We start from the raw sequence: 25,449 nt of genomic DNA on the forward strand, positions 1-25,449 counted from the left end.
AACGGCGGCACGCTGCTCGGGCAATTCATTGCGCAGTCGATGCAGCAGTGCGAGGACAGGAGGAGGAACGGCAAGATGGGCAGACTGATAGTCGTCTCGAACCGCGTGGCGACGCCGACCGAAACCAAAGGCTCGGCGGGCGGGCTCGCGGTTGGCGTGTTCGGCGCGCTGAAGGACTCGGGCGGCGTGTGGTTCGGCTGGAGCGGCGACGTAGTGAGCGAGACGGTGGCGAACGCGGGGCCGACGCTCGTCGAAGACGGCCCCGTCACCTTCGCTACGGTCGGCCTCACGCGCAAGGACTACGATCAGTACTACCGCGGCTTCTCGAACGCCACACTGTGGCCGGTCTTCCACTACCGCAACGACCTCGCGCGCTACGAGCGCGACGAATACGCGGGCTACCGGCGCGTAAACGCGTGGCTCGCGCACAAGCTCATGAAGCTGATTCACCCGGACGACAACATCTGGGTTCACGACTATCACCTGATTCCGTTCGCCGAAGCGCTGCGCTCGGAAGGCGTGCGCAACCGTATCGGCTTCTTCCTGCATATTCCGTTTCCTTCGCCGCAAGTGCTGCAGACCATTCCGCCGCACGAAGAACTCGTCAGATCGCTGTGCTGCTACGACCTGCTGGGCTTCCAGACGCAGAACGACCAGCAGGCGTTTCACGACTACATCGCGCGCGAGGCGCGCGGCAAGGTGGGAGCGCGCGCGGAGAATCCGGAGCAGGGTGAAGTCGAAGCGTACGGCCGCAAACTGCGCACGGGTGTCTACCGCATCGGCGTGTTTCCCGATGAAATCGCCGAGCAGGCTGCGCGCTACGAAAGCCGCCAGCACGTGCTCGATCTCAAGCAGAGTCTGGAAGGGCGCAAGCTCATCATGAGCGTGGACCGGCTCGACTACTCGAAGGGGCTCGTCGAGCGTTTCCATGCGTTCGAGCAGTTGCTGGAAACATCGCCCGAATGGCGCGGCAAGGTCACGCTCGTGCAGATTGCGCCGCCCACACGATCGGACGTCGCGAGCTACAAGGTCATACGCGAGGAACTGGAGCGCGAGGCGGGGCGCATCAACGGCCGCTATTCGAGCCTCGATTACACGCCGATCCGCTATCTGAGCCAGCAGTACGACCGCTGGAAACTGATGTCGCTCTTTCGCGAGTCGCAAATCGGCTATGTGACGCCGTTGCACGACGGCATGAACCTCGTCGCCAAGGAGTATGTGGCTGCGCAGAATCCCGCCGATCCGGGCGTGCTCGTGCTCTCGATCTTCGCGGGCGCGGCGGCTGAACTTTCCGGTGCGTTGCTCGTGAATCCTCACGATGCGACCGGTATGTCGGAAGCGCTGGAACGCGCGCTCTCGATGCCGCTTGAAGAGCGCCAGTCGCGCTACCAGACCAACATGGAGGCGCTCAGACGCAACGATCTGGGCGTGTGGCGCGACAGCTTCCTGCGCGATCTCGCGGCAGTGCCCCAGCCGCGCTGACGGCTGCAGGGCACAGGCGGTTCGCGCGGCTGCACGATTGCGTATGATGCGTGGCTTATCGAGGCACCACCAAGGCACCACCACGGCATCACCCAAGGCACTCGCCACGCACGTTCATGCTGACTACGCTCGCCATCGCCAATTACCGCTCGCTGCGCGAGCTCGTCGTGCCGCTGGGCGCGCTCAACGTCGTGACCGGCCCGAACGGCAGCGGCAAGTCGAATCTTTATCGCGCGCTGCGCCTGCTCGCGCTCACGGCGCGCGGCGGCGTGATTCCGTCGCTGGCGCGCGAAGGCGGCCTGCAATCGACGCTATGGGCGGGCCCCGAGCGCTTCTCGCGCGCGGTCGAAGCGGGTGAGTACGCAGTGCAGGGCACGGTGCGCAAGGATGCGGTGAGCCTGCACCTTGGTTTCGCGGGCGACGCCTTCGGCTACGCGATCGATCTGGGATTGCCGTTGCCTTCGTCCACCTCGCAGTTTTCGCTGGACCCGGTCATCAAGCGCGAGTGCATCTGGAGCGGACCGATCCTGCGGCCTTCGGCGCTGCTCGTGGACCGCCAGGGGCCGATGATCCGCATCCGCGACGCATCGGGCGAATGGACGACGCTCGCGCAGCCCGTGGCGAGCTTCGACAGCATGATGACCGAGTACGCCGACCCGCGCAGCGCGCCTGAAATGATCGCCGTGCGCGAGCAGATCCGCTCGTGGCGCTTCTACGACCACTTCCGCACCGACGAACACGCGAGCGCGCGCCAGGTGCAGATCGGCACGCATTCGCCAGTGCTCGCCGACGACGGCGCCAACCTCGCCGCCGCGCTGCAAACGATCCGCGAGATCGGCGACGGGCAGGCGCTCGACACCGCCATTGGCGACGCCTTTCCGGGCGCGCGCGTGGAGATCGTGAATCACGAGGGCCGTTTCGAGGTGGCGCTGCGCCAGGAGGGGTTGCTACGGCCGCTGCGCGGCGCGGAGCTCTCGGACGGGACCTTGCGTTACCTGTTGCTCGCGGCGGCGCTGCTGAGCCCGCGGCCGCCCGGCCTGCTGGTGCTCGACGAGCCCGAGACGAGCCTGCACCCGGACCTGCTGCCGTCGCTTGCACGGCTCATCGCGCGGGCGTCGCTGCACTCGCAGGTCATCGTGGTCTCGCACGCGGCGCGGCTCGTGGCGGCACTGGAGCGCGAGGCGGGCAGCCAGTCGGTCGTGCTCGAGCGGCGCCTCGGCGCAACCGGATTCGCCGATCCGGACACGCTCGACGCGCCGGCATGGAAATGGCCCGCCAGGTAGGCCGGTAGGGCAAACGCAGGGATTGTTTCGGCATGTAACACCGTATAGAAATTGAAAGACTGACGGCGCACGTCGCCCGCTTGCCGAATAATGGGGATAGCCGAATGGGACAGTTGCCCCGTCGCGCAGGCCTGACCGGACCCAACCCCGCAACAATCCGTGCTTACCCGGGGTAAGCCCGGGCCGCGGACGCCGGGTCCGGCTGCCTTAGAATGTCCAGCACCGCAAGAACGGGCAACGCGGCCCCGTTTCCTGGAGACACTCGATGAGAATTGCGCAGATCGCCCCGCTGACCGAATCGGTCCCGCCTAAGCTCTATGGCGGCACCGAGCGCGCTGTTTCATACATCACCGAAGCGCTGGTCGAACTCGGGCACGACGTCACGCTGTTCGCGAGCGGCGACTCGCTCACGAGCGCGAAGCTCGAGCCCGTGTGGCCGCGCGCGCTGCGGCTAGATCCCGGCATTCGCGACCGCATCGCGCCGCACATGCTCCTCATGGAAATGGTGCGCCGTCAGGCTGACCAGTTCGATGTGTTGCACTTCCATATGGACTACTACTCGTTTTCGGTGTTCAAGCGCCAGGAAACGCCGTTCGTGACGACGCTGCACGGCCGCCTCGACCTGCCCGAACAGCAGCCGGTGTTCGATACGTTCAACACCGCGCCCGTCATTTCGATCTCGAACTCGCAGCGCCAGCCAATGCCGCAGGCGCGCTGGCTGCGCACGGTCTACCACGGCCTGCCGGAGACGCTGTACACGCCGCAGCCCGTGGAACAGCGCTATCTAGCGTTTCTCGGCCGTATCTCGCCGGAAAAGCGCGTCGACACGGCAATACGCATTGCCGGGCGTTGTGGGTTGCCCATCCGCATTGCCGCCAAGGTCGACGAAGCCGACCGCGAGTATTTCGAGCGCGACATCAAGCCGCTGCTCGCGCTGCCGCACGTCGAGTACGTGGGTGAGATCAACGACAGCCAGAAGGCCGAATTCCTCTCCGGCGCGCATGCGCTGCTGTTCCCGATCGACTGGCCGGAGCCGTTCGGCCTCGTGATGATCGAGGCGATGGCGTGTGGCACGCCCGTGGTCGCGTTCAATCGCGGCGCGGTGCCGGAGGTGGTGGAAGAGGGTGTGACGGGCTTTATCGTCGAGGACGAGATTGGTGCCGTGGCGGCGGTGAACCGCCTCTCGCGCGTGGCGCGTGCCGGTGTGCGGCGCCGCTTCGAAGAGCGTTTCACCTCGCACCGCATGGCGCAGGAGTACGTGCAGGCGTATGAGGCCGTGATTCGCGCGAACAAGCGCTCGCGCTTCAAGGTGATCGATACGTCCGCGAGCTGAGCCCGCGGACGTAACGGGCGCGCTTACGCGCGTTTAAAGGTCGAGCTTCGTGATCTTCGTGCCGCCGAGCGAGAGGTCGCCGATCAGCCCGCTGTTGGTGAGCACGAAGACCTGCACGGGCTTGGTGGCCGTGGTGGTATCGATCGAGCCGTTCGCGCCGACCTTCACGAGCGCGACCGATGCGTCGCCGCCTGCCGACCAGCCGCTCGAATTGCGGAATTTCGCGAGCGCGTCTTCCGTCATGAAGAGATAGACGACCGACTTCGACTGCACGCCGAGCGTTGCGCCGACCGAAGCCGACGACGTGCTGTAGAAGCCAACCGTGCTGCCGCCCACGCGCAGTGCGCCGTCGCCGTGCTCGCCGCCTACGCCAATGCCCGCCTGGATCACGCGCGGAAACACGAGGATGCCGCGAGCTTTGCTGACCAGTTCACGCGAGCCTGGCACGGTTTGATAGAGACGCGAAAGCGTAGCGTCGACGTCGGAGTTGATTGAGTCGGCGCGCGACGCGCTGGTCGCGGCGTTCGGTGCCTGGCTGCCGGTGGTGGTGCAGCCCGAGAGTGCCGCGGCGCCGATGGCGATAGCGACAGAAGCCTTCAAAATGAAGCGGGATACGGCCATTTTATTCTCCGTTCTGGTTTCCGGGCGCCGTGATGTCACGGCGTCCGTTTGTTATACCTGAACGTCCCGCTCCGCACTTTGAGGCTGCGCAGCACAAACGCTGCGCGGTGGCCCATGCACGAAAGAAGCTAGTGCTCCGGCACCGGTTTGGCCGTGGGCCGCCGCAGGGCGCGCTTCACGCCGCCGATCAGCACGCCGAACGCGAGCAGCACCGCAGCAGGCACGACCCAGTAACCGACGAACGCGTGCCACAAATAGCCCGCGAGCGTGGTGCGTCGTACTGCGTATTCATCACGCGCTTCCTGCTGGCGCTGCGCGTTCGCCGCGAGCACTGCGGCGGGGCAACCGGCCGCACGCGCGGTGTCTGGCGTGCCGTGGCAGCGTAGCGCGGCGCCGGCGTCACGCTCCGCGTCGGTGAAGGTCCAGGTCGTCAGCGCGCGCTGCAAGTCCGCGCGGTTGTACGCCATCTCGTCCTGAACCTCGCGCACCGCGACGATCATCACCGGGACAAGCCAGAAGGTGATCACCATCAGCCAGCGGCGAAACCAGCGGTTCTTGTGTCTCCATGCCATCTGCGCCTCCGTTCGATGCCTTTGGCATCAACGTCAACTCGGCTGCCCGATGGCTAATAGGTGATTTCGCAGGCAGGGGCCGCCGCTCCAGCCATCATAGGAGAAAAACGACCAGGCTGAATGCGCTGGATTACGCAAATCCGCGCGTTTTCACGTGACTTTGCCTCCTTCCACGATGATTCGCACAACCGAAGACCCGGGCGCGCGCAGATCGAGCGAACGCTGCAGCGCACAAAACCGCCGCATAAAAAAACGCGCCGCAGCAAACGCTGCGGCGCGTGGGACCTGCCGTTCAGAAGGGTGCCCGAATTCGGTTCGCTCAGCTCTTTGTCGAAAGGCACGTCTTCATGAAAGCCTTGCGGTCGTCGCCCTTTTTGTCGCCGGCCTGGGCGTTGCACGCCTTCATCCGCTCCTGCTGGGTCATCGTCGGAGCCGGAACACCGGCAGCCGAAAGACACTGCTTCATGAATGCCTTGCGATCATCGCCTTTCTTGTCACCGGCCTGGGCGTTGCACGCCTTCATCTTGTTCTGCTGGCTGTTCGCAGCGGGCGCGGCGGGCGCAGCAGGCGCGGCGGTTTGCGCGAACGCCGGCGCGGCCAGCACGCCGCCCAGCACGATTGCAGCAATGACGGATTGCATCTTCATCGTTCACTCCCTTGAGTTTGGTCGTTCTGAGTTACCGTGCGGCCCGGCCGCTTGTGGACGGTGCGTCTTGCGTGCGCCGCCATTATGGCAAAGCCGCCATTAAAACGATGCGGCGATGTGTTCGGTTGACGCGCGCGCTGCTGCACAATGTTCGCTATCGGCCGTCGACTCAGCCAACCTGGTCCGACGCGGCCGCAACAGCACGGAGAACACGCATGCATTACCTCTTGATGTACGAGCTTGCAGACGACTATCTCGAACGCCGCCCCGAACACCGCAGCGCGCATCTGGCGCTGGCATGGGCCGCCGCCGAACGCGGCGAACTGCTGCTCGGGGGAGCCATTGCCGATCCCGTCGACAACGCGCTGCTGCTTTTCCAGGGCGACAGCCCGGCCGCCGCAGAAGCGTTCGCGCGCGCCGATCCGTATGTGCGCTCAGGGCTCGTGAAGCAGTGGCGCGTGCGGCCCTGGCAAACGGTGGTAGGCGAAGCGGCTTCGAATCCGGTGCGATAGGGTGCGCCAGGGTGCAATCGGGCGCGGATGGGTGCGATCGAGTGCGAGAACAAACAGCGGGCGCGGCTCAGTCCGGCGCCTCGCCGTTTGCGTCCTCAGCGGCCGCTAGCGCCAGCAGGTCGCGTACGGTCTCGTCGCTGACCTGATCGAAGTCGAGGTAGAACTGGCCGACGCTGTAGAACGCCTCGGGCATGCGTGCGCAAACGAATTCGTCCACGGCGCCGCTCAGGCGCTCTTGCGAGCCGGCGGGCGCGACCGGAAGCGCCGCGACAATGCGCGCCGGGCCAAGCGTGGCAAGTGCGAGCGCCGCGGCCTTGAGCGACGCACCTGTTGCCATCCCGTCGTCGACGACAATCGCGACCCGGCCCGCCACCGCAAGCGGCGCACGTTCGCCGCGATAGCGCGCCTCGCGGCGGCCAAGCTCGATACGCGCGAGCGCCATGGCGCTTTGCAATTGCGCTTCGCTCACGCCGGCGCTGCGCACGAGCGAGCTGTCCACGTACTGCGCGCCGTTCGACGACAACGCGCCCATGGCGAGTTCCGCCTGCCAGGGCAGGCCGAGCTTGCACACGGGTAGAACGTCGAGCGGCACGTGCAGCGCCTTCGCGATTTCATAGCCTACCGGCACGCCGCCGCGCGGGAGCGCGAGCACGATCACGTCGCGTCTGCCCGCGTAGGCCGAGAGCGGACCGGCGAGCAAGCGGCCCGCCTCGCGGCGGTCGGTAAAGGGGCGTTCCATGAGGAGATCCTCCGATCCCGTTGCGGGCAAACCGCCGCACAACGATGCGTTCAGTTTGCCACTCACAGGCGCACGCTGCTCGTAAAGCAACGCCGCGCACGCAGCCAGCACGCCGCACACCGTGCGAGTGGTGCGCGCATGCCACGGCCAGCGCGATCCAAAGCCTGGCGGCATTCATTTGCATACGCGGATTTCTCGTTTGGCGCGCTCGTGCTGCCTCGCTACGATGAAGTCGATCCCGCTATCGACGAGGTCTCGCCATGTCCGAATCCGCCTCCTTCAATCCGCGCGTTGTCGAACCGGTCGTGCCCGATGCGCCTGACGGCCTCGGGCTTGCCGTCGAGCTATGGCTCGCGCGCCCGGTCGACGGCATCGCGGGCCGAGCCGTGCGCATACACCTGCGGCACGGCGCGCGCATGGAGCAGGCCGAGACGCTGCGCGATCTGCTCCATGCCGTCGGCACGGCGATCGTGGTCTCCTGAAGGCCCGGTCATCGCGCTCCTTAATCGAGCGGCGTGGCAAAGAGCGCGTCGAGCAAATTCGACGAGGACGTGTCGGCGAGGCGCGTGAGCGATTCGACCATGCGCACCTGGCAGTCCACGAGCGGCAGCATGCGAATGCGCCGCGACTCGCCGAATTCCGCATGCGCGATCACGCCCACGCCCACGCCTTGCGCGATGGCCGTCTGCAGCGCCTCGCGCCCATCCACGTAGAGCACGGGCTGGACCTGCAAGCCTTTGCGCACGAGTTCGGCTTCGAGCAATTGCTGCGTGACCGAATGCGTTTCGCGAAACACCATGGGTTCGCGCACGAGTTCCTCATAGGTCATGCGGCGCTTCTTCGCGGCGGGGCTCTCCGCGGGCACCACCGCGACCAGCGGTTCCTCGCGCAGCACGCGCGCCTGCAGCCGGCTGTGCACCTGGCGTGCGGCCGTGATCGCGGCGTCGGCTTCGCTCGCCAGCACGCGGCGCATGCATTCGGTCGCGTTCGCGATCGAAAGCTTGATCACCACGCCGGGATAGCGCCGCCTGAACGCGCCAATCAGCTTGATCGCGAGGTCCGGCGCGTCGGCGGCGAGGGCGAGTTCGCCCGATTCGAGCGCCCCTGCCGCTTCGAGCAGCCGCCGCGCGTCGCGCTCGCAGCCCACCATCTGACGCGTCACCGCGAATAGCCGCCGCCCGAGTTCCGTGAGTTCCACGCCGCGCGGCCCGCGCTCGAAGAGTTTGACCCCGAAATCCTGTTCGAGCCGCTTCACGTGGTCCGACACGGCCGGTTGCGTCAGCGAGAGCGCCTGCGCGGCGCGTGAGAACCCGCCGTGTTCGGCGACCGCGTGAAAAGCACGCAACTGCGCGTATTGCATGTCGAAGCGCTCCGGGTAAAGGGGAAACGGGGGGGGGATAAGTTGAGCTTATATCGACATCGATTATATCGATTTTACCGATGGATGGCGCTGCGCTAACGTGTCGCCATTGACAGCCCTGACGCCCACCGGAGCCCGCATGACCACCCCCGCCGAGCCGTATCTCCTGACCCCCGGACCGCTCACCACCGCGGCCTCGACCAAGGCCGCGATGCAGCGCGACTGGGGCTCGTGGGATGCCGACTTCCGCGCCATGACGGCGCAGTTGCGCGCCGCGCTGCTCCAGATCGCGGGCGACGAGCATGGTGACTATGACTGCGTGCCGTTGCAGGGCAGCGGCAGCTATTGCGTCGAGGCGATGCTCGGCAGCTTCGTGCCGCGCGATGGCCACGCGCTCGTGCTCGCCAACGGCGCGTATGGCAAGCGCATTGCCACGACGCTGCGCTACCTGGGCCGCCAGCACACCGTGCACGACACCGGCGACTACCTGCCGCCGCGCGCCGCGGACGTCGAGCGCCTGCTGGTCGCGAACCCGGACATCACGCATGTCGTCGTCGTGCACTGCGAGACCAGCTCCGGCATTCTGAACCCGATCGAGGAGATCGCGGCCGTGACGGCGCGCCAGGGGCGGCGCCTCCTGATCGACTCGATGAGCGCGTTCGGCGCCGTGCCGCTCGACGTGCGCACGCTGCCTTGCGACGCGTTCGTTTCGTCGGCGAACAAGTGCATCGAGGGCGTGCCGGGCTTCGGCTTCGTGATCGCAAAAAAAGAAGTCCTGAGCAGCGCAAAGGGTGTGAGCCACTCGCTCGCGCTGGACATCTACGACCAGTGGGATGTCATGAACCGCACCGGCCAGTGGCGCTTCACGCCGCCCACGCATGCCGTGGCCGCGTTCATCGAGGCGCTGCGGCTGCACGCGCTCGAAGGCGGTCAGCCTGGGCGACTTGCACGCTATGCGCACAACCGCGACGTGCTCGTCGAGGGCATGCGCGGGCTCGGTTTCGAGCCGCTGCTGACCGAATCCTGGCGCTCGCCCATCATCGTCACGTTCTTTTCGCCGGCCGATCCCGCATTCGACTTCACGCGCTTTTACGAGCTCATGAAGGCGCAGGGTTTCATCATCTATCCGGGCAAGCTGACCAGTGTGGAGAGTTTTCGCATCGGCTGCATCGGTGCGCTCGACGAAACCGTCATGCGCCGCGTCGTGGCCGCATGCGGCGAAGCGCTGCGCGCGCTCGGCGTGGCGAGTGCCGCGCCCGCGCCAGTCGATCTCGGCGCACGCGAAGCGCTCGCCGCTTGATGCGCGGCTATTGTTAAGAGTACAGACCACCGATTATTTAGCAGGACGCATGCAATGAAACACGTCAAGGCAGTGATCTTCGACTGGGCCGGCACCGTGGTCGACTACGGCTCGCGCGCGCCAATGGGCGCCTTCGTCGAGACCTTCGAGCAATTCGGCGTGCCGGTCACGATCGACGAGGCGCGCGGGCCGATGGGCATGGCCAAGCGTCCGCACATCGCGGCGCTGATGGCGCTGCCGCGCGTCGCGGCGGCATGGGAAGCGCGCTACGGCCACGCGCCGGGCGAGGCCGATATCGACGCCGTGTACGACGTCTTCGTGCCGAAGAACGTTGCCGTGGCCGCGCAGTACAGCGACGTCATTCCAGGCGTGGCGGCCGTGACCGCCGCGCTGCGCGCCGATGGCGTGCGCATCGGCTCGACCACCGGCTACACGCGCGAGATCATCGACCAGATCGTGCCGGGCGCGAAGGCGCAGGGCTTCGAGCCGGACAGCATCGTCTGCACCGGCGACACGCCCGAGGGCCGGCCTTCGCCCTACATGATCTACCGCACGCTGCCGCAACTCGGCGTGTGGCTCGCACGCGATGCGATCAAGGTGGACGACACCGAAGTCGGCATCGAAGAGGGCATCAACGGCGGGACGTGGGCGGTCGGGGTCGCCGTGAGCGGCAATGCCTTCGGCCTGACCGAGGAAGAAGTCCACGCGCTCGCCCCCGATGAATTCGCACGCCGGCGCGCCGCGGCCGTGGAGCGTCTGCGCGCGGCGGGCGCGCACTATGTGATCGACAGCGTTGCAGACCTGCTGCCCGTGGTGAACGAGATCGAATCGCGGCTTGCCCGCGGCGAGCGGCCGTAAGCCGAATTTCGCGCGGCTTTTGCAGGCGGCCCCGTCGCCTGCGCTAACATGGGCGCCCCTGTCATTGGCCGCCGCCCATGAAGACGTTTCTACTTTTTGTCGTGACCGCGCTCGCCGAGATCGTCGGCTGCTATCTGCCTTACCGGTGGCTGCGCGAAGGCGCGAGCGCGTGGCTTCTGTTGCCGGCCGCTGTTTCGCTTGCGCTCTTCGCCTGGCTGCTCACGCTGCATCCCACGGCCGCCGGGCGCACCTATGCGGCCTATGGCGGCGTTTATGTGTGCGTGGCGATTCTCTGGCTCTGGGCCGTCGAGGCGATCCGGCCAAGCCCCTGGGACTGGGCCGGCATTGGCTTCACGCTGGCCGGCATGGCGCTCATCATGTTCCAGCCGCGTTGAACGGCGCGAACCTCAACCGACGGTATTGACCTGCGGAAACTTGTCGCGGAACGCTTGCGGCATCGGCACGACCTTTTTCGCCTCGTAGTCGAAGAATACGAAGCCGGATTTCGCCATGGCGATGAGCGCGCCGTCGGCGGGCCGCGTAATGCGAAAGATGATGTCGCCGCCGTACTTGTTGAAATCCATGATGCCCACTTCGAAGCAGAGCGCGTCGCGCGCGTAGGCTTCGGCGCGATAGGTCGTGGCCAGATCGGTCACGATGATGCTCGTGTGCGCGTCCTTCATGCCCTCGATGCCCGCGTCGAAAAGAAAACGCGCGCGCGCCTCGGAAATCATCGAGATCATCGAATCGTTCGCGAGGTGATTGGCCGAATTGATGTCGGTAACGCGCACTGTGAGGTGCGTCGAGTAATAGAACTGGTCTTCGGGAAAGTGGAGCTCGATGCGGGCCATGATGCGATGCGAAAAATTGGGGACGGGCGACGCCAGCGGGCTTGTGCGGCATGGGCGCCGGGGCGCGCTGGCAGGCGCGATTGTAACGGCTGCCGCGTCGCCCCCGGCGCCGGCCCGGCGCTAGAATGCGTGAGCCTTTCGCCCGGGACTAGCTCGCGCGCTCGCCCCATTCATCGATTCCCGCCATGACCGACATAGCTGGCCCCGCATCCCGCACCGCCGCCGCAGCCACGCCCGCGCCGAACGATCTGCCCACGCTGAACGGCCGCACGGTCGCACTGCACCCGCTCTGCGCGCAAGACGCGCCACGCCTCGTCGCCGCGGCGGCGGACGGCGAACTCTGGAACCTCAAGGTGACCGTGGTGCCGGGTCCCGCTACTGTCGATGCCTGGATTGCCCGGGCGCTCGATGGCGTGCGTGCCGGCACCGTCATTGCGTTCACGATCCGGCTGCGCGCCAGTGATCGCGTGGTGGGGAGCACGCGTTTCTGGAAGGTCGATCGCGAGAACCGCAAGCTGGAGATCGGCTCGACGTGGCTCGCTGCCTCGGCGCAGCGCACTGTCGTGAATACCGAGGCGAAGTTTCTGATGCTCAGCTACGCCTTCGAAACGCTCGGCTTTGTGCGCGTGCAGTTCACGACCGACGTGCTCAACGCGAAGTCGCGTGCCGCCATCCTGCGCCTGGGTGCGAGAGAAGAGGGCGTGGTGCGCCGTGAACGCATCATGCCGGATGGCCGCAAGCGCGATTCCGTGCGCTTTAGCATCATCGAGGACGAGTGGCCCGAGGTGAAGGCTGGCTTGTTGCGGCGGTTACAAGCGGCCGGCTGAGCCTTGCCGCGCCAGCGCAGTGGCGCCGCGTCGGCGCAGCCGCTCGGGTGGCGCTTCAGTCGGCGGATCGCCTTCGGGTACCGGCGGCGGCTCGGGGTCCGAAACCGGAGGGGGCGGTGGGCGACGCGGATTATCGGGCTCCTCTGTCGGCAGATGGGCCTCGGGACCACGCAAAAATCGAGCGGCAAGAAGGAAGTTCGAACGCATAGACCTCTCCGGGTTGCAGGATGCGTGTGCGTGATGCGCTGCGGCACCGCGAATGCGCGAATCCACGCAAATCCATTTGCCCGGCGAAGCGCAAGCGCCGTGCCGCACAACACGCTCCTGGAACGCACGTTGCTGCGATTCGCGCACGGACCTTTGCAGTCATCTGTGAGTGGCGCGCGGCTATCCGCGCGGGCAGCAGTGGGACATCCGCCGCGCTGAGCTGGTCCCGGCGCGATTGCGCGCCGTGTAGGCGCCGCCGTATTCCGCAAGCGATCCTCTTTATGACGAACGTGGGCCACCGGGCACAGCGCTTGCATTGGCGCGGTATTCATCGTGCATTTGCACACAAGGGAGGGGGGATACCATGACGACACAATCGAATCGCCCGCTGAAAACGCGCCGCCGGGCATGCCTGCGCACATCTGCGTGCGTCGTCGCGCTTGCGTGCGCGCTTGGGTGCACGTTGGGCGCGCCTTCTGCCGTGCTCGCGCAGGGCGCACCGCAATCGATCGCCGTGCAGCGCATGGCCACGGTGCAGTCGGGCACCGGCTTTCGCGCGTCGAAGCTCGTAGGCTCCGATGTCTACGACAATAGCGGCGGCAAGATCGGCGCAATCGACGACATCGTGCTCGAATCGCCTGACGAAGGCGCCTTCGCCATTCTCTCCGTGGGCGGCTTCCTCGGCATGGGCAAGCATCTCGTGGCCGTACCGTTCAACGATCTGCGCATCGACAGGAAACAGATCGTACTGCAGACCGATAAGGCGCAGCTAAAGGCCATGCCCGAGTTCAACTACGCGCACGATTGACGCGCGCGCGGGCGCGCTTGCTGGAGGTCAAGCCGGCCAGCGCCTTAGTCCAAAGTCCTATTGCGCGCGCCACGTCCACACACCATAGTGGAAGGATGCCTCGTGGGAGGCGTCCGAAGCGGGGAGCAATTCAATGGCGAAGAAAGAGGAAGTCAAGGCCGCGAGTGCAACGCAGCCGGCGGAAAAACTCAGCGAAAAAGCCTATCAAAAGGAGCTCGAGCACTTGCATGGCGAACTCGTTCGCTTGCAGGAGTGGGTGGTCCAGAAGCGCCTGCGGGTATGCATCCTGTTCGAAGGGCGCGACGGCGCAGGCAAGGGCGGCACGATCAAGGCGCTCACCGAACGGGTGAGCCCGCGCGTGTTTCGCGTATTCGCGCTGCCCGCGCCCACGGAGCGCGAAAAGTCGCAAATGTACTTTCAGCGCTACCTGCCGCTGTTGCCCGCTGCCGGTGAAATCGTGGTGTTCGACCGCAGCTGGTACAACCGTGCGGGCGTTGAGCGCGTGATGGGCTTTTGCACGCCGGAACAGGCGACAGAATTCCTGCGCGGCGTGCCGCTCATCGAGCGCGCCATCATCGACTCGGGCACGATCCTCATCAAGTTCTGGCTCGAAGTGAGCCAGAAAGAACAGACGCGGCGCCTCGAAGGGCGCATCAACGACCCACGCAAGATCTGGAAGCTTTCGCCGATGGACCTGCTGTCGTATAGCCGCTGGTACGACTATTCACGCGCGCGCGACGAAATGTTCGACATGACCGATACGCCGGAGTCCCCATGGTTCGTTGTCCGATCCGATGACAAGAAACGCGCGCGCCTGAACGTCATCAGTCATATTCTGAACACCATTGCGTACAAGGCGCTGCCGCGCGAGAAGGTCACGCTGCCCGATCGCCAGAAGCCACATGGTTACCGCGACCCGGACTACCCCTACCGGTACGTGCAGGAGAAGTACTGAGCGGCGCGCGCGATCCGGCGCGGCTTCTCGTCGCGGCGGATCAAACCACACTATCATCACGATTGAACGCTCACGAGGGGTAGACCATGGCCGAACTGCTGCTGGGAAATATCGACGAACACGTCACGGACGCCGAAATCAACGAGTTTCTGGAGCGCTACGGTTTTCCGCCGTACGACGCGATTCAGCGCATCGAGGGGGCGGGGCGTCCCGGCGCCTTGCTCACCTTCCACGCGGCGAGCGAAGAGGGGCTGCGCAGGTTGCAGGGCCGCATTAACAACCTGTTCTGGCGCGATCACACCATCAGCGCTCAGGTCATGCCGCCGGCGCGCGAGGAGTAGGCGGGCGCCAACACACAACAGCGCGCGCACCACGGCTTCGTCAGCTGCGGTGCGCGCCCTGCGTTTTCAGGCGCCGTTTCAGGGCGCTCGAACTCGGACTGAACTCAGGCCGGCGTCAATAAAAGATCAACCCCGGCTTCTCCGTGCTCACGCGCGTGCCCGCCTTGCCTTGGGTAATCGCCACGATATCGGGCAGCGCGCCAATCACTGCATCCTTGCCGGTGTTACGCGCGAACTCGGCTGCCGCCATGACCTTCGGTCCCATCGACCCGGCCGCGAAGCCAAGCTTCTCCAGTTCGTCGGGATGCGCGCTTGCAATCGCCTTTTGCGACGGCTTGCTCCAGTCGACGTAAGCGGCGTCCACGTCGGTGGCGATGATGAGCATGTCTGCTTCCAGCTCCTGCGCGAGCAGGGCGGAACACAGATCCTTGTCGATCACGGCCTCCACGCCGCCCAGCTTGTGGCCTTCGCCGTAAAGCGTCGGAATGCCGCCGCCGCCCGCGCAGATCACGATCGTGCCGCGCTCCAGCAGCCATTTCACAGGGCGGATCTCGAAGATGTGCTTCGGCCGCGGGCTCGCGACGACACGGCGGAACTTGTCGCCGTCCGGCGCGATGGCCCAGCCACGTTCGGCGGCGAGCTGCTCCGCCTGTTCCTTCGTGTAGACCGGGCCGATCGGTTTGCTCGGATGCTGGAACGCCGGATCGTTCGCGTCCACTTCGACCTGGGTGAGAATGGTCGCGAAGGGCACCTCGTACGGCAGGAGATTGCCGAGTTCCTGCTCGATCATGTAGCCGATCATGCCTTCGGTCTGCGCGCCGAGCACGTCGAGCGGGTAGCTGGGCACGTCCTTGTAGGCTTCGCCTTGCAACGCGAGCAGGCCGACCTGCGGCCCGTTGCCGTGCGCGATCACCAGTTCGTTACCCTGTGCGATCTGCGAAATCTGGGTGGCCGCGAGGCGCACGTTTTCGCGCTGGTTCTCCGCCGTCATCGGCTCGCCGCGACGCAGCAGCGCGTTGCCGCCGAGCGCAATCACGATTCGCATGTCTGACTCCCAAGGTTAGGCGTATCGGTGAAGCGGGGCGCGCGCACTGCACACGCGCCCCGTCGAGCGGCGTGGCTCAAATGTCGGCGAGCGTCGACACGAGAATCGCCTTGATCGTGTGCATGCGGTTTTCCGCCTGCTCGAAGGCCAGATTCAGCGGCGACTCGAACACTTCCTCCGTGACCTCGACACCGCCCTTGAGCTCGGGATACTTGTCGGCGATCTGCTTGCCGATCACGGTCTCGCTGTTGTGGAAGGCGGGCAGGCAGTGCATGAAGCGCGTATGCGGCGTGCCGCTCGCTTTCATGAGCGCCATGTTCACCTGGTACGGCAGCAGCGCCTTGATGCGCTCGCCCCAGGCTTCCATGGGCTCGCCCATCGAGACCCACACGTCGGTGTGGATGAAATCGACGTCCTTGACGGCGGCCTTGGGGTCCTCGGTGAGCAGGATGCGCGCGCCGCTTTCCTCGGCGAACTTCTTGCAGTCCGCCACGAGATCGTCATGCGGCCAGAGCGACTTCGGCGCCGCAATGCGCACGTCCATGCCGAGCTTCGCGCCGACGAGCAGCAGCGAGTTGCCCATGTTGTTGCGCGCGTCGCCGAGATACGCGTAGCTGATTTGCGTGAGCGGCTTGTCGGAATGCTCGCGCATGGTGAGCACGTCGGCGAGCATTTGCGTGGGGTGGTACTCGTCGGTCAGGCCGTTGAACACGGGCACGCCCGCGAACTTCGCGAGTTCCTCGACGATGTCCTGCTTGAAGCCGCGATACTCGATCGCATCGTACATGCGGCCCAGCACGCGCGCCGTGTCCTTCATGCTCTCCTTGTGGCCGATCTGCGAGGAGGTTGGATCGATGTAGGTGACGTTCGCGCCCTGATCGTAGGCCGCGACTTCGAACGCGCAGCGCGTGCGCGTGGAAGTCTTCTCGAAGATCAGCGCAATATTGACGCCCTTGAGGTGCTGCTGCTCGGTCCCCGTGTACTTGGCGCGCTTGAGGTCGCGCGAGAGGTCGAGCAGATAACGCAGCTCGCGGGTGCTGTGATGCATCAGACTAAGCAGGCTGCGGTTGCGCAGATTGAAAGCCATGTCGTTTCTCCGTTGCGAATGCAGTGGGTTGCGGTTTGGTGCGGCGCTCAGAGATCGATGGCGTCGCGCACGATCGGGCACGTCATGCAGTGGCCGCCGCCGCGCCCGCGGCCCAGTTCGCTCGCGGTGATCGTGATGACCTCCACGCCGGCCTTGCGCAGCAGCGTATTCGTATAGGTGTTGCGGTCGTAGCCAATCACCACACCGGGTTCGAGGCACACCACGTTGTTGCCGTCGTCCCATTGCTCGCGCTCGGCCGCGAACGCGTTGCCGCCCGTCTCGACGATGCGCAGGGCCTTCAGGCCCATCGCTTCGGCCACCACGTCCACGAAGGGCTTTTCCTCGCGGCGCAAGTCGAGCTTCGAGGGGCTCTTGTCGTCGGGGCGAACCGAGAACGGAACGATCTCGTTGACGACTTCCGGGAAGATCGTCACGAGGTCGCGGTCGCAGAAGCTGAACACCGTATCGAGGTGCATGGCTGCGCGCGACTTGGGCAGGCCCGCCACGACGACGCGCTTTGCGCCGCCTTTGGCGAAAAGGTTCTGCGCCAGACGCCCAATGGCCTGGCGGCTCGTGCGCTCGCCCATGCCGACCAGCACGACGCCGTTGCCGATCGGCATCACGTCGCCGCCTTCCAGCGTGGCCGCGCCATGGTCCTCGTCGGGGTCGCCGTACCAGACCTCGAAGTCCTTGCCGGCGAACTGCGGGTGATAGCGGTAGATCGCCGTGGTGAGCAGCGTCTCCTGCCGCCGCGCCGGCCAGTACATCGGGTTCAGCGATACGCCGCCGTAGATCCAGCATGTCGTGTCGCGCGTGAAAAGCGTGTTGGGCAGCGGCGGCAGCACGAAGCTCGAATAGCCGAGGTAGCTGCGGAACTCCTTCAGGATCTTGCTTTGGTCGCTGTCCGGAACATCTTCGGCCACCACGCCGCCAATCAGAAATTCCGCGGTGCGGCGCGGCTCCAGCCCTTCGAGCCAGCTGCGCACCTCGCCGGCGAGCGAAACGCCCACGGTTTCCGGGCGAATCTTGCGATCGAGGATGTACTTGAGCGCTTCCGGGTTCTGAATTGCTTCGGTCAGCAGATTGTGCATCTCGAGGACTTCCACGCCGCGCTCGCGCATCTTCGTCACGAAGTCGAAATGGTCGCGCTTCGCCTGGCTGACCCAGATGACGTCGTCGAATAGCAGTTCGTCGCAGTTGCTGGGCGTGAGGCGTTGATGCGCGAGTCCGGGTGAGCACACCATGACCTTGCGCAGCTTGCCCGCCTCGGAATTGACGCCAAAGGCGACAGTGTCCGTACTCATCATGAGACTCCTCGAATCAGAGGGTGAGAAAGCCCTTGTACAGGCCGAAAGCCGCCACCAATGCGCCAATCAGCACAGCGGCGAAAACGAACCTCTCGATGTTCGTGAACACGGGCTGGCCGACTTCGCGTTTTGCGCGCGCGAACAGCACGATGCCTGGCGCGTAGAGCAACGCGGAGAGCAGCACGTATTTGAGACCGCCGGCGTAAATGAGCCAGATCGCGTAGATCACGGCAACGCCCGCGATGACGAGGTCCTTGCTGCGCTCGCCGCTGTCGGTTTCGTACGTTTCGCCGCGCAGCGCGAGCAGGAATGCGTAGGCCGCCGACCAGAAATAGGGCAGCAGGATCATCGAGGTCGCGAGATAGATGAGCGAGAGATACGTGCCCTTCGAGAACAGCGTGATGACGAGGAAGATCTGCACCATGCCGTTCGTGAGCCACAGTGCGTTGGCCGGCACGTGCTTCGCGTTTTCCTTGCGCAGGAAGTTTGGCATCGTGTGGTCGCGCGCGGCCGAGAAGATGATTTCGGCGCACAGCAGCACCCACGAGAGCAGCGCGCCCGCGAGCGACACGACCAGCCCCACGCTGATCAGAATCGCGCCCCAGTGGCCGACCACGTTTTCGAGCACGCCCGCCATCGAGGGGTTCTGCAGGGCGGCGAGTTTGGGCTGCGTGAGCACGCCGAGCGACAGCACATTCACGAGCACGAGCAGAAGCAGCACGCCAACAAAGCCGATGACCGTGGCCTTGCCGACATCGCTGCGCTTCTCCGCACGCGCGGAGAAGATGCTCGCGCCTTCAATGCCAATGAACACCCATACGGTCACGAGCATCATGTTGCGAACCTGGTTCGTCACGCTGCCGAGCTTGGGATTCATTTGTCCCCAGAAGTCGGCTGTGAAGGTGCTGGAGCGGAACGCAAACGCACAGAGAATAATGAAAAGGCACAGCGGCACCAGCTTCGCGACCGTGGTGATCTGGTTGACGATCGCGGCTTCCTTGATGCCCCGCAGCACGAGAAAGTGCAGCGCCCAGAGCAGCACCGAGGCACAGATGATGGAGATCGGCGTATTGCCCTCGCCGAAGACCGGGAAGAAGTAGCCGAGCGTACTGAACAGGAGAACGAAGTAGCCGACGTTGCCGAGCCACGCGCTGATCCAGTAGCCCCACGCCGAGCCAAAGCCCATGTAGTCGCCGAAGCCGGCTTTCGCGAAGGCGTACACCCCGCCGTCGAGTTCGGGCTTGCGCACGGCCAGTGACTGGAACACGAACGCGAGCATGAGCATGCCGACCGCGGTGATCGCCCAGCCGATCAGCACCGCTCCGGCGTCGGCGCTGGCCGCCATGTTTTGCGGCAGCGAAAAGATACCGCCGCCCACCATCGAGCCCACGACGAGAGCGGTGAGCGCGCCAAGGCGCAGCCTGTTGGCGGCGGTTGGCGTGGCGGCGCTATCGGGTTTTGCGGCGGGGCGAGGCGAAGATGTCGATTCGGACATGCGCGGTCTCCTGTACGAGCCGGCAGGGCCGCAGATCTCGCGCTGCGCGCCAACCCGTCAACTTGCTTTGTGCCTGCGTCTGCAGCGCGCGTCGCATGCCGCGAGAGCGCAACCCGCGCCGCTACGCGCTCAATCTGATAGTGGGCGCGCGATCTGACAATAAGACCTTGGTCCGATAGGGAGAGGAGAATTGGCGGGAATTAGCGAGATTAAAGGCATTGGCGCATTGCATTTTTATGACAGCTCATATGCCAATTGCGTACGGGTTAAGTCATAAGCATGATTTCACCGCAGAACAGGTGTTGTGCGCCGGGAGGAGAATCCGAGATTTGGTTGATTTGTGCGGTACAACACAGCACACGAATTGGAATATTCGTTGATTGAGTCCGGCAATAAAATGGTGGTCACGCGAGCGTATTCAATCCAGGCTTTTATTCGAAATATTAAAAATGAATACGGATTGACAATGCAATGACGCGTGACGTTAGCGGACCTCGCCGTGAGTGAATGTAAGCGAGCGTCTTCCACTGGTTTCCCTGAATTGTTCGAGGCGCACTGGCTCCGGCACCATTAGGTCAGACAAACCCGCAAGCGCCCGCGCAACGAGATGAACGAAACGCTCACCGCATCCCCTCCGGCCTGGACCCCGACGCCGCAGCAGGTCGAATCGGCCCGCATCACCCAGTTCACGAAGTGGCTCGGCGATACGCGCGGTCTGGCGTTCGACGACTACGACGCGCTATGGCGCTGGTCGGTCGAGGACGTCGACGCGTTCTGGTGCGCGCTCTGGGACTGGGCGCAGATTCCCTCGCGCGAGCCGCGCGGCGTGGCGCTCGCCGACGCCGCGATGCCCGGCGCGCGCTGGTTTCCCGGCGTCGAGTTGAACTACGTCGAACGGGCTTTCCAGCTTGCGAGCGATGCACGACCCGCGATCGTGTCGCGCAGCGAGAGCGGCCCGCTGGCCGGGCGCACGCGCGAATTGAGCTGGGCGGAGCTGCGCCGCCAGGTGGCGGCTTGCGCGGCCACGCTGCGGCGTATGGGCGTGACCCGCGGCGACCGCGTGGCGGCTTTCATGCCGAACACGCCCGAGACCGTCGTGGCATTTCTTGCCACGGCGAGCGTGGGGGCGATCTGGTCAGTGTGCTCGCCCGACATGGGCCCGCTCGCGGTGCTCGACCGCTTCCGGCAGATCGAGCCCAAGGTGCTGTTCGCCGTGGACGGCTATCGCTATGGCGGCAAGCCGCACGACCGGCGCGAGCTGATCCACCATTTGCTGCGCGAGTTGCCGAGCGTGGCGCACCTCGTGTTCGTCCCGCAGCTCGATCCCGACGCCAACGTGAAGGAGTACCCGCATGCCACGGTGTGGCGCGACGCAGTCGCCGGAAACGTCCCGCTGGAAATCGAGAGTGTGCCGTTCGACCATCCGCTGTGGATCGTCTATTCATCGGGCACGACGGGCATGCCCAAGGCCATCGTGCATTCGCATGGCGGCGTCGTGGTAGAGCACGTGAAGCTCACTGCGCTGCACCTCGACTTGCACCCCGGCGACCGTTTCCACTGGTATGCCAGCACGAACTGGATCATGTGGAACTGCCAGGTGGGCGGCCTGCTCGCGGGGGCGACGCTCTGTCTCTACGACGGCAACCCCACGTACCCCGATGCGCAGACGCTGTGGCGCTTCGTGGGCGAGACGGGCGTCACGTTCTTCGGCGCGGGGGCGGCGTATTTCCAGGGATGCCTGAAGTCCGGTGTCGAGCCGCGCGCGGCGGCGGATCTCTCGCGCCTGCGCGCGGTCGGCTCGACCGGCTCGCCGCTGCCCCCCGAAGCGTACGCGTGGATACTCGAACACGTGGGCCCGGTGTGGATCGACGCGATTTCGGGCGGCACCGATTTCGCGGGCTGCTTCCTCGCAGGCGTGCCGACCTTGCCGGTTTATCTCGGCGAAATGCAGTGCCGATGCCTTGGCGCGCGAGTCGAGGCGTTCGATGAGGCCGGGCACGCGCGCATCGACGAAGTCGGCGAACTCGTGTGCACCGCGCCCATGCCTTCGATGCCGCTCTACTTCTGGCGCGACGAAGCGAACCGGCGTTACCGCGAAAGCTACTTCGACATGTTTCCTGGCATCTGGCGCCACGGCGACTGGCTGCGCATCACCCCCCGGGGCGGCGCGGTCATCTACGGTCGCTCGGACGCCACCATCAACCGCCACGGCATTCGCATGGGCACGAGCGAGCTCTATCGCGCCGTGGAGTCGGTACCCGAGGTGCTGGACAGCCTCGTGGTCGATCTGGAGTACCTGGGGCGCGCCTCGTCGATGCCGCTCTTCGTGGTGTTGCGCCCCGGTGTCGAGCTGACCGACGCGCTCGCGCAGCGCATTCGCGCGCGCGTGCGCGAGACGCTCTCGGCGCGCCACGTCCCCGACGAAATCCATCAGGTCGCGGCCGTTCCGCGCACGCTCTCGGGCAAGAAGATGGAGGTGCCGATCAAGCGGCTTCTGCTCGGGCAGCCGCTCGAGAAAGTGGCCAATCCGGACACCATGGCCAACCCGGAAAGTCTCGCGTGGTTTGCTGAATTTGCGCGGGCGAGGGGCGAAGCGCAGTAAGCGGCTCGCGACAGCGCAAGACTTCGGGGCGCGGCAGCGCCGTTTTGGCCGCGCCGATTTAGAATGGCGCGCGCGGGCCGATGCCTATGTCGGCCCGTTTCCGCGGCCTTCCATTGTCAACGCATGCCATCGCCTAGCGCCACCGTTCCCATCTCGCTCGTCAACGGCTTTCTCGCCGGCGCCGGTGCCGAGCCCGCTGTGATCCGCCGCTATCTGAACGAGGCGGGCATCGCGCTGGAACTGCTCGCCAAGCCGGGCGGCCGGGTGACGGAAGAGCAGTTCTCCACGCTCTACCAGACGCTCGCTATCGAACTCGACGACGAGATGCCCGGCATCTTCAGCCGGCCGCTGCGCAGCGGCACGCTCAAGTTTCTCTGCCTGAGCCTGCTCGATGCGCGCAACCTCGAAACGGCGCTGCATCGCTTCGACCAGTTTTTCCACATCGTGCTCGACGATTTCCGGCTCGAATCGCGCCGCCAGGGGCTCGTGGCCCAGGTGGCATTACGCGCCAATGCCGCGTATGGCGCGATCGGGCCGCTCGGGCAGGAACTGACGCTCAAGCTCGCGCACGGCGTGTGTTCCTGGCTGATCGGCCAGCGCATTCCGCTTCTGCAGGTCGATTTCGCCTGTGCGCAGCCGCCGCATGCGCTCGATCACCGCTACTTCTTCCATGGGCCCGTGCGCTTTGGCAGCGAGGCCACGCTGATGCGCTTTAGCGCGGCCTATCTCGACATGCCGATCCGGCAGAGCAAGCGCAACCTGCGCGCGTTTCTCGCGCGCTCGCCCGGCGACTGGATCTTCGAAACCTTCAGCGAGCAGCTCGTGAGCCACAACGTGCGCCAGTACCTCGCCGCGCAGCTGCCCGACCTGCCGACCATCGAAGCGGCGGCCGACAGCCTGCACTGCTCGGTCCGTACGCTCTGCCGGCGTCTTGCCGCGGAAGAGACCACCTTCCAGGCGCTCAAGGACGAACTGCGCCGCGACGTGGCGATCCAGCGCCTCACCGACACCCAGGACACGATCGCGGCCATCGGCGGCGATCTCGGTTTCGACGACCCCAGCGCCTTTCATCGCGCCTTTCGCCACTGGACCGGCAGCACGCCCGGCACTTATCGCCGCCGCGGCTGAGCGCCGCCCGCCACAAAGCGCGGACGCCCACCCATGATGGGTGGGCACAGCGGCCAATAGCGTGGCCAGAATTGTCACCATGTGGTCCGGTTTGGACAGTGGTATGGCGACCGATTACCGCTACGATCCGTCCTGTACTGCCGCAACGTGGCCACCCAGACGTCCCTGGCCCGGCGGCGCATCCATTTTGACCCCTGAGTGACTGGAAGGACCGATCATGAGCTACAACGCCCCCGTCAAGGACATGCTGTTCGTGCTGAAAGAGCTGGCCGGCATCGACGCCGTCGCAACCCTGCCGGGTTTCGAGGACGCTGGTTTCGACACCGCACAGGCCGTGCTGGACGAGTGCGCGAAGCTCTCCGGCGAAGTCATCGCGCCGCTGAACGTGGAAGGCGACCGCACGCCGAGCAGCTGGCGCGACGGCGAGGTCACGGCAACGCCGGGCTTCGCGCTCGCGTTCCGCCAGTATGTGGAGGGCGGCTGGCAGGGTCTGCAACATCCGTCCGAGTTCGGCGGCCAGGCACTGCCCAAGCTGATCGCCACGCCTTGCATCGAAATGCTCAACGCGGCGAACCTCTCGTTTGCGCTGTGCCCGCTGCTGACCGACGGCGCCATCGAGGCGCTGCTCACCGCGGGCAGCGACGAACTGAAGGCGCGCTACGTGCCGAAGCTCATCTCGGGTGACTGGACCGGCACGATGAACCTCACCGAGCCGCAAGCCGGCTCCGACCTCGCACTCGTGCGCACGCGCGCCGAACCGCAGGGCGACGGCTCGTACAAGGTCTTCGGCACGAAGATCTTCATTACGTGGGGCGAGCACGACATGGCGGAGAACATCGTTCACCTCGTGCTGGCGCGCACGCCCAACGCGCCCGAAGGCGTGAAAGGCATTTCGCTCTTCGTGGTGCCGAAGTTCCTCGTGAACGACGACGGCTCGCTCGGCGCGCGCAACGACGTGCATTGCGTGTCGATCGAACACAAGCTCGGCATCAAGGCGAGCCCCACGGCCGTGCTGCAATACGGCGACCATGGCGGCGCGATCGGCTATCTCGTGGGCGAGGAGAATCGCGGCCTCGAATACATGTTCATCATGATGAACGCGGCGCGCTTTGGCGTGGGCATGCAGGGCGTGGGCGTGGCGGAAAGCGCGTACCAGAAGGCCGTAGCGTACGCGAAGGAGCGTGTGCAGAGCCGCCCCGTCGACGGCTCGCTCAAGCAGTCGGCCACCATCATTCATCACCCGGACGTGCGCCGCATGCTCGGCTCGATGCGCGCGATGACCGAAGGCGCCCGTGCGCTCGCTTATGTCGCCGCGGCCTATAGCGACAATGCGCACTACCACGCCGACCCTGAAGTGCGCGCCCGCAATCTCGCGATTTACGAATACCTCGTGCCGATCGTGAAGGGCTGGAGCACGGAAATGGTCAACGAGGTGACGAGCCTCGGCGTCCAGGTGCATGGCGGCATGGGCTTCATCGAGGAAACGGGCGCCGCGCAGTACTACCGCGACGCGCGCATTCTCGCGATCTACGAAGGCACCACGGCGATTCAGGCGAACGACCTGGTCGGCCGCAAGACGGTGCGCGACGGCGGCGCGGTTGCGAAGGCGCTGCTTGGCGAGATCGCTCGCACTGCCGAAGAACTCGGGCAGGCCGGCGGCGCGGCAGCGGCGTCGATGCGCGAGCAGCTGGAGAAGGGCGCGAGCGCACTGGCGAATGTCGTCGACTACGTGGTTGCGAACGTCAAGCGCGACCCGAACGCGGTGTTCGCTGGCAGCGTGCCGTATCTCAAGCTTGCGGGCATCGTGCTGTGCGGCTGGCAAATGGCGCGCGCGCTGCTCGTGTCGCAACGCGAACTCGCGAACGACGCCGAGTTCCACGGCGCGAAGATCGCGATCGCGCAGTTCTACGCAGAGCACATTCTCCCGCAGGCAGGCGCCCTCGAAACGTCGATCCTGGCCGCAAAGGGCGACGCTGGCGTGCTCGCGCTGAGCGAAGTGCAGTTTTGATAGAGCGGTTTAGGGCGCTCAGTTAGCAAGCAAGGAAGAGGATATGTCGTCGAGTGATCTGATTGCGCAGTACGGCCCACGT

The 25,449-nt window shown here is 65.5% G+C and carries 25 protein-coding genes; 15 read left to right on the forward strand and 10 right to left on the reverse strand.

Annotation, left to right across the window (positions count from 1 at the left end; translation table 11 throughout):
• Positions 1-75 precede the first annotated feature (75 nt).
• The 3 genes from otsA to U5A58_RS33985 all read left to right on the forward strand — a co-directional run bounded on the left by otsA (position 76) and on the right by U5A58_RS33985 (position 4,098).
• A complete protein-coding gene (gene otsA / locus U5A58_RS33975) occupies positions 76-1,482 on the forward strand; it encodes an alpha,alpha-trehalose-phosphate synthase (UDP-forming) (RefSeq protein ID WP_321964706.1) in 1,407 nt (468 codons plus the stop codon).
• Positions 1,483-1,598: 116 nt separating this feature from the next.
• A complete protein-coding gene (locus U5A58_RS33980; protein WP_321964707.1) occupies positions 1,599-2,765 on the forward strand; it encodes an AAA family ATPase in 1,167 nt (388 codons plus the stop codon).
• A 265-nt stretch (positions 2,766-3,030) separates the two neighbouring features.
• Positions 3,031-4,098, forward strand: a complete 1,068-nt coding sequence (locus U5A58_RS33985) for a glycosyltransferase family 4 protein (RefSeq protein ID WP_321964708.1) — start codon at positions 3,031-3,033, stop codon at positions 4,096-4,098.
• A 33-nt stretch (positions 4,099-4,131) separates the two neighbouring features.
• Here U5A58_RS33985 and U5A58_RS33990 read toward each other — a convergent pair whose 3' ends face one another.
• From U5A58_RS33990 to U5A58_RS34000, 3 genes are all read right to left on the reverse strand, one after another.
• Positions 4,132-4,719, reverse strand: a complete 588-nt coding sequence (locus U5A58_RS33990; protein ID WP_321964709.1) for a YSC84-related protein — start codon at positions 4,717-4,719, stop codon at positions 4,132-4,134.
• A 128-nt stretch (positions 4,720-4,847) separates the two neighbouring features.
• A complete protein-coding gene (locus tag U5A58_RS33995) occupies positions 4,848-5,291 on the reverse strand; it encodes a hypothetical protein (RefSeq protein ID WP_321914898.1) in 444 nt (147 codons plus the stop codon).
• A gap of 319 nt (positions 5,292-5,610) precedes the next feature.
• Positions 5,611-5,937 carry a PsiF family protein gene (locus U5A58_RS34000; RefSeq protein WP_321937579.1) on the reverse strand — a complete coding sequence of 109 codons (327 nt, stop codon included), beginning with the start codon at positions 5,935-5,937 and terminating at the stop codon, positions 5,611-5,613.
• A 215-nt stretch (positions 5,938-6,152) separates the two neighbouring features.
• On the opposite strand from U5A58_RS34000, the gene U5A58_RS34005 reads away from it, so the two are divergent.
• Complete coding sequence (locus U5A58_RS34005) at positions 6,153-6,449, forward strand: YciI-like protein (protein WP_321964710.1); 297 nt, start codon at positions 6,153-6,155, stop codon at positions 6,447-6,449.
• Positions 6,450-6,516: 67 nt separating this feature from the next.
• Here U5A58_RS34005 and U5A58_RS34010 read toward each other — a convergent pair whose 3' ends face one another.
• A complete protein-coding gene (locus tag U5A58_RS34010; RefSeq protein WP_321964711.1) occupies positions 6,517-7,188 on the reverse strand; it encodes a phosphoribosyltransferase in 672 nt (223 codons plus the stop codon).
• Between the two features lie 260 nt (positions 7,189-7,448).
• Here U5A58_RS34010 and U5A58_RS34015 point away from each other — a divergent pair, with 260 nt between their 5' ends.
• Positions 7,449-7,670 (forward strand): hypothetical protein, encoded by a 222-nt coding sequence (locus U5A58_RS34015; protein ID WP_158757792.1) that lies wholly within the window; start codon positions 7,449-7,451, stop codon positions 7,668-7,670.
• Between the two features lie 20 nt (positions 7,671-7,690).
• Here U5A58_RS34015 and U5A58_RS34020 read toward each other — a convergent pair whose 3' ends face one another.
• Entirely contained in the window at positions 7,691-8,548 is an 858-nt protein-coding gene (locus U5A58_RS34020) for a LysR substrate-binding domain-containing protein (protein WP_321914902.1), read from the reverse strand.
• Between the two features lie 139 nt (positions 8,549-8,687).
• Here U5A58_RS34020 and U5A58_RS34025 point away from each other — a divergent pair, with 139 nt between their 5' ends.
• The 3 genes from U5A58_RS34025 to U5A58_RS34035 all read left to right on the forward strand — a co-directional run bounded on the left by U5A58_RS34025 (position 8,688) and on the right by U5A58_RS34035 (position 11,101).
• Positions 8,688-9,848 (forward strand): 2-aminoethylphosphonate--pyruvate transaminase, encoded by a 1,161-nt coding sequence (locus tag U5A58_RS34025; RefSeq protein WP_321964712.1) that lies wholly within the window; start codon positions 8,688-8,690, stop codon positions 9,846-9,848.
• Between the two features lie 54 nt (positions 9,849-9,902).
• On the forward strand, positions 9,903-10,706 hold the full coding sequence (gene phnX / locus U5A58_RS34030) for a phosphonoacetaldehyde hydrolase (protein ID WP_321914904.1): 804 nt from the start codon (positions 9,903-9,905) through the stop codon (positions 10,704-10,706).
• A gap of 77 nt (positions 10,707-10,783) precedes the next feature.
• Positions 10,784-11,101, forward strand: coding sequence for a YnfA family protein (locus U5A58_RS34035; protein ID WP_321914906.1), 318 nt, complete (start codon positions 10,784-10,786; stop codon positions 11,099-11,101).
• 12 nt (positions 11,102-11,113) lie between these two features.
• Here the strand turns inward: U5A58_RS34035 and U5A58_RS34040 are convergent, their stop codons facing one another.
• The gene (locus tag U5A58_RS34040) at positions 11,114-11,557 is read right to left on the reverse strand and encodes a thioesterase family protein (RefSeq protein WP_233881541.1); all 444 of its coding nucleotides are present in this window, start codon (positions 11,555-11,557) and stop codon (positions 11,114-11,116) included.
• Between the two features lie 185 nt (positions 11,558-11,742).
• On the opposite strand from U5A58_RS34040, the gene U5A58_RS34045 reads away from it, so the two are divergent.
• From U5A58_RS34045 to U5A58_RS34060, 4 genes are all read left to right on the forward strand, one after another.
• Positions 11,743-12,384, forward strand: coding sequence for a GNAT family protein (locus U5A58_RS34045; RefSeq protein ID WP_321964713.1), 642 nt, complete (start codon positions 11,743-11,745; stop codon positions 12,382-12,384).
• 571 nt (positions 12,385-12,955) lie between these two features.
• Positions 12,956-13,399 carry a PRC-barrel domain-containing protein gene (locus U5A58_RS34050; protein WP_321964714.1) on the forward strand — a complete coding sequence of 148 codons (444 nt, stop codon included), beginning with the start codon at positions 12,956-12,958 and terminating at the stop codon, positions 13,397-13,399.
• Between the two features lie 133 nt (positions 13,400-13,532).
• The gene (ppk2, locus tag U5A58_RS34055; protein ID WP_321964715.1) at positions 13,533-14,354 is read left to right on the forward strand and encodes a polyphosphate kinase 2; all 822 of its coding nucleotides are present in this window, start codon (positions 13,533-13,535) and stop codon (positions 14,352-14,354) included.
• 86 nt (positions 14,355-14,440) lie between these two features.
• Positions 14,441-14,695 carry an RNA-binding protein gene (locus U5A58_RS34060; protein WP_110387579.1) on the forward strand — a complete coding sequence of 85 codons (255 nt, stop codon included), beginning with the start codon at positions 14,441-14,443 and terminating at the stop codon, positions 14,693-14,695.
• Positions 14,696-14,810: 115 nt separating this feature from the next.
• Here U5A58_RS34060 and arcC read toward each other — a convergent pair whose 3' ends face one another.
• From arcC to arcD, 4 genes are all read right to left on the reverse strand, one after another.
• Complete coding sequence (gene arcC, locus U5A58_RS34065; protein ID WP_321914910.1) at positions 14,811-15,740, reverse strand: carbamate kinase; 930 nt, start codon at positions 15,738-15,740, stop codon at positions 14,811-14,813.
• 76 nt (positions 15,741-15,816) lie between these two features.
• Complete coding sequence (locus tag U5A58_RS34070; protein WP_321914911.1) at positions 15,817-16,827, reverse strand: ornithine carbamoyltransferase; 1,011 nt, start codon at positions 16,825-16,827, stop codon at positions 15,817-15,819.
• 47 nt (positions 16,828-16,874) lie between these two features.
• Positions 16,875-18,134, reverse strand: coding sequence for an arginine deiminase (gene arcA / locus U5A58_RS34075; protein ID WP_415765940.1), 1,260 nt, complete (start codon positions 18,132-18,134; stop codon positions 16,875-16,877).
• A gap of 13 nt (positions 18,135-18,147) precedes the next feature.
• Positions 18,148-19,515 carry an arginine-ornithine antiporter gene (gene arcD, locus U5A58_RS34080; protein ID WP_415774337.1) on the reverse strand — a complete coding sequence of 456 codons (1,368 nt, stop codon included), beginning with the start codon at positions 19,513-19,515 and terminating at the stop codon, positions 18,148-18,150.
• Between the two features lie 721 nt (positions 19,516-20,236).
• Between arcD and U5A58_RS34085 the strand changes: the two genes are divergently transcribed.
• The 3 genes from U5A58_RS34085 (at position 20,237) to U5A58_RS34095 (ending at position 25,367) form a co-directional block, all read left to right on the forward strand.
• On the forward strand, positions 20,237-22,231 hold the full coding sequence (locus tag U5A58_RS34085) for an acetoacetate--CoA ligase (RefSeq protein ID WP_321964717.1): 1,995 nt from the start codon (positions 20,237-20,239) through the stop codon (positions 22,229-22,231).
• A 123-nt stretch (positions 22,232-22,354) separates the two neighbouring features.
• Positions 22,355-23,359 carry an AraC family transcriptional regulator gene (locus U5A58_RS34090; protein ID WP_321914915.1) on the forward strand — a complete coding sequence of 335 codons (1,005 nt, stop codon included), beginning with the start codon at positions 22,355-22,357 and terminating at the stop codon, positions 23,357-23,359.
• 217 nt (positions 23,360-23,576) lie between these two features.
• Positions 23,577-25,367 carry an acyl-CoA dehydrogenase gene (locus U5A58_RS34095; protein ID WP_321964718.1) on the forward strand — a complete coding sequence of 597 codons (1,791 nt, stop codon included), beginning with the start codon at positions 23,577-23,579 and terminating at the stop codon, positions 25,365-25,367.
• Positions 25,368-25,449 lie beyond the last annotated feature (82 nt).

This window comes from Paraburkholderia sp. J7 (genome assembly GCF_905220155.1).
In the GTDB taxonomy this organism is placed as follows: Bacteria; Pseudomonadota; Gammaproteobacteria; order Burkholderiales; family Burkholderiaceae; genus Paraburkholderia.

Bases quoted from the DNA above. Each gene is read 5' to 3' on its own strand.
- U5A58_RS34005 (WP_321964710.1), top strand. From the start codon at position 6,153: ATGCATTACCTCTTGATGTACGAGCTTGCAGACGACTATCTCGAACGC.
- U5A58_RS34090 (WP_321914915.1), top strand. From the start codon at position 22,355: ATGCCATCGCCTAGCGCCACCGTTCCCATCTCGCTCGTCAACGGCTTT.
- U5A58_RS34010 (WP_321964711.1), bottom strand. From the start codon at position 7,188: ATGGAACGCCCCTTTACCGACCGCCGCGAGGCGGGCCGCTTGCTCGCC.
- arcD (WP_415774337.1), bottom strand. From the start codon at position 19,515: ATGGTGGGCGGCGGTATCTTTTCGCTGCCGCAAAACATGGCGGCCAGC.
- U5A58_RS34085 (WP_321964717.1), top strand. From the start codon at position 20,237: ATGAACGAAACGCTCACCGCATCCCCTCCGGCCTGGACCCCGACGCCG.
- U5A58_RS34000 (WP_321937579.1), bottom strand. From the start codon at position 5,937: ATGAAGATGCAATCCGTCATTGCTGCAATCGTGCTGGGCGGCGTGCTG.
- U5A58_RS33995 (WP_321914898.1), bottom strand. From the start codon at position 5,291: ATGGCATGGAGACACAAGAACCGCTGGTTTCGCCGCTGGCTGATGGTG.
- U5A58_RS34050 (WP_321964714.1), top strand. From the start codon at position 12,956: ATGACGACACAATCGAATCGCCCGCTGAAAACGCGCCGCCGGGCATGC.
- U5A58_RS34045 (WP_321964713.1), top strand. From the start codon at position 11,743: ATGACCGACATAGCTGGCCCCGCATCCCGCACCGCCGCCGCAGCCACG.
- U5A58_RS34070 (WP_321914911.1), bottom strand. From the start codon at position 16,827: ATGGCTTTCAATCTGCGCAACCGCAGCCTGCTTAGTCTGATGCATCAC.
- U5A58_RS33990 (WP_321964709.1), bottom strand. From the start codon at position 4,719: ATGGCCGTATCCCGCTTCATTTTGAAGGCTTCTGTCGCTATCGCCATC.
- U5A58_RS33985 (WP_321964708.1), top strand. From the start codon at position 3,031: ATGAGAATTGCGCAGATCGCCCCGCTGACCGAATCGGTCCCGCCTAAG.
- U5A58_RS34015 (WP_158757792.1), top strand. From the start codon at position 7,449: ATGTCCGAATCCGCCTCCTTCAATCCGCGCGTTGTCGAACCGGTCGTG.
- otsA (WP_321964706.1), top strand. From the start codon at position 76: ATGGGCAGACTGATAGTCGTCTCGAACCGCGTGGCGACGCCGACCGAA.
- U5A58_RS34040 (WP_233881541.1), bottom strand. From the start codon at position 11,557: ATGGCCCGCATCGAGCTCCACTTTCCCGAAGACCAGTTCTATTACTCG.
- U5A58_RS34060 (WP_110387579.1), top strand. From the start codon at position 14,441: ATGGCCGAACTGCTGCTGGGAAATATCGACGAACACGTCACGGACGCC.
- U5A58_RS34095 (WP_321964718.1), top strand. From the start codon at position 23,577: ATGAGCTACAACGCCCCCGTCAAGGACATGCTGTTCGTGCTGAAAGAG.
- U5A58_RS34035 (WP_321914906.1), top strand. From the start codon at position 10,784: ATGAAGACGTTTCTACTTTTTGTCGTGACCGCGCTCGCCGAGATCGTC.
- U5A58_RS33980 (WP_321964707.1), top strand. From the start codon at position 1,599: ATGCTGACTACGCTCGCCATCGCCAATTACCGCTCGCTGCGCGAGCTC.
- arcC (WP_321914910.1), bottom strand. From the start codon at position 15,740: ATGCGAATCGTGATTGCGCTCGGCGGCAACGCGCTGCTGCGTCGCGGC.
- ppk2 (WP_321964715.1), top strand. From the start codon at position 13,533: ATGGCGAAGAAAGAGGAAGTCAAGGCCGCGAGTGCAACGCAGCCGGCG.
- phnX (WP_321914904.1), top strand. From the start codon at position 9,903: ATGAAACACGTCAAGGCAGTGATCTTCGACTGGGCCGGCACCGTGGTC.
- arcA (WP_415765940.1), bottom strand. From the start codon at position 18,134: ATGATGAGTACGGACACTGTCGCCTTTGGCGTCAATTCCGAGGCGGGC.
- U5A58_RS34020 (WP_321914902.1), bottom strand. From the start codon at position 8,548: ATGCAATACGCGCAGTTGCGTGCTTTTCACGCGGTCGCCGAACACGGC.
- U5A58_RS34025 (WP_321964712.1), top strand. From the start codon at position 8,688: ATGACCACCCCCGCCGAGCCGTATCTCCTGACCCCCGGACCGCTCACC.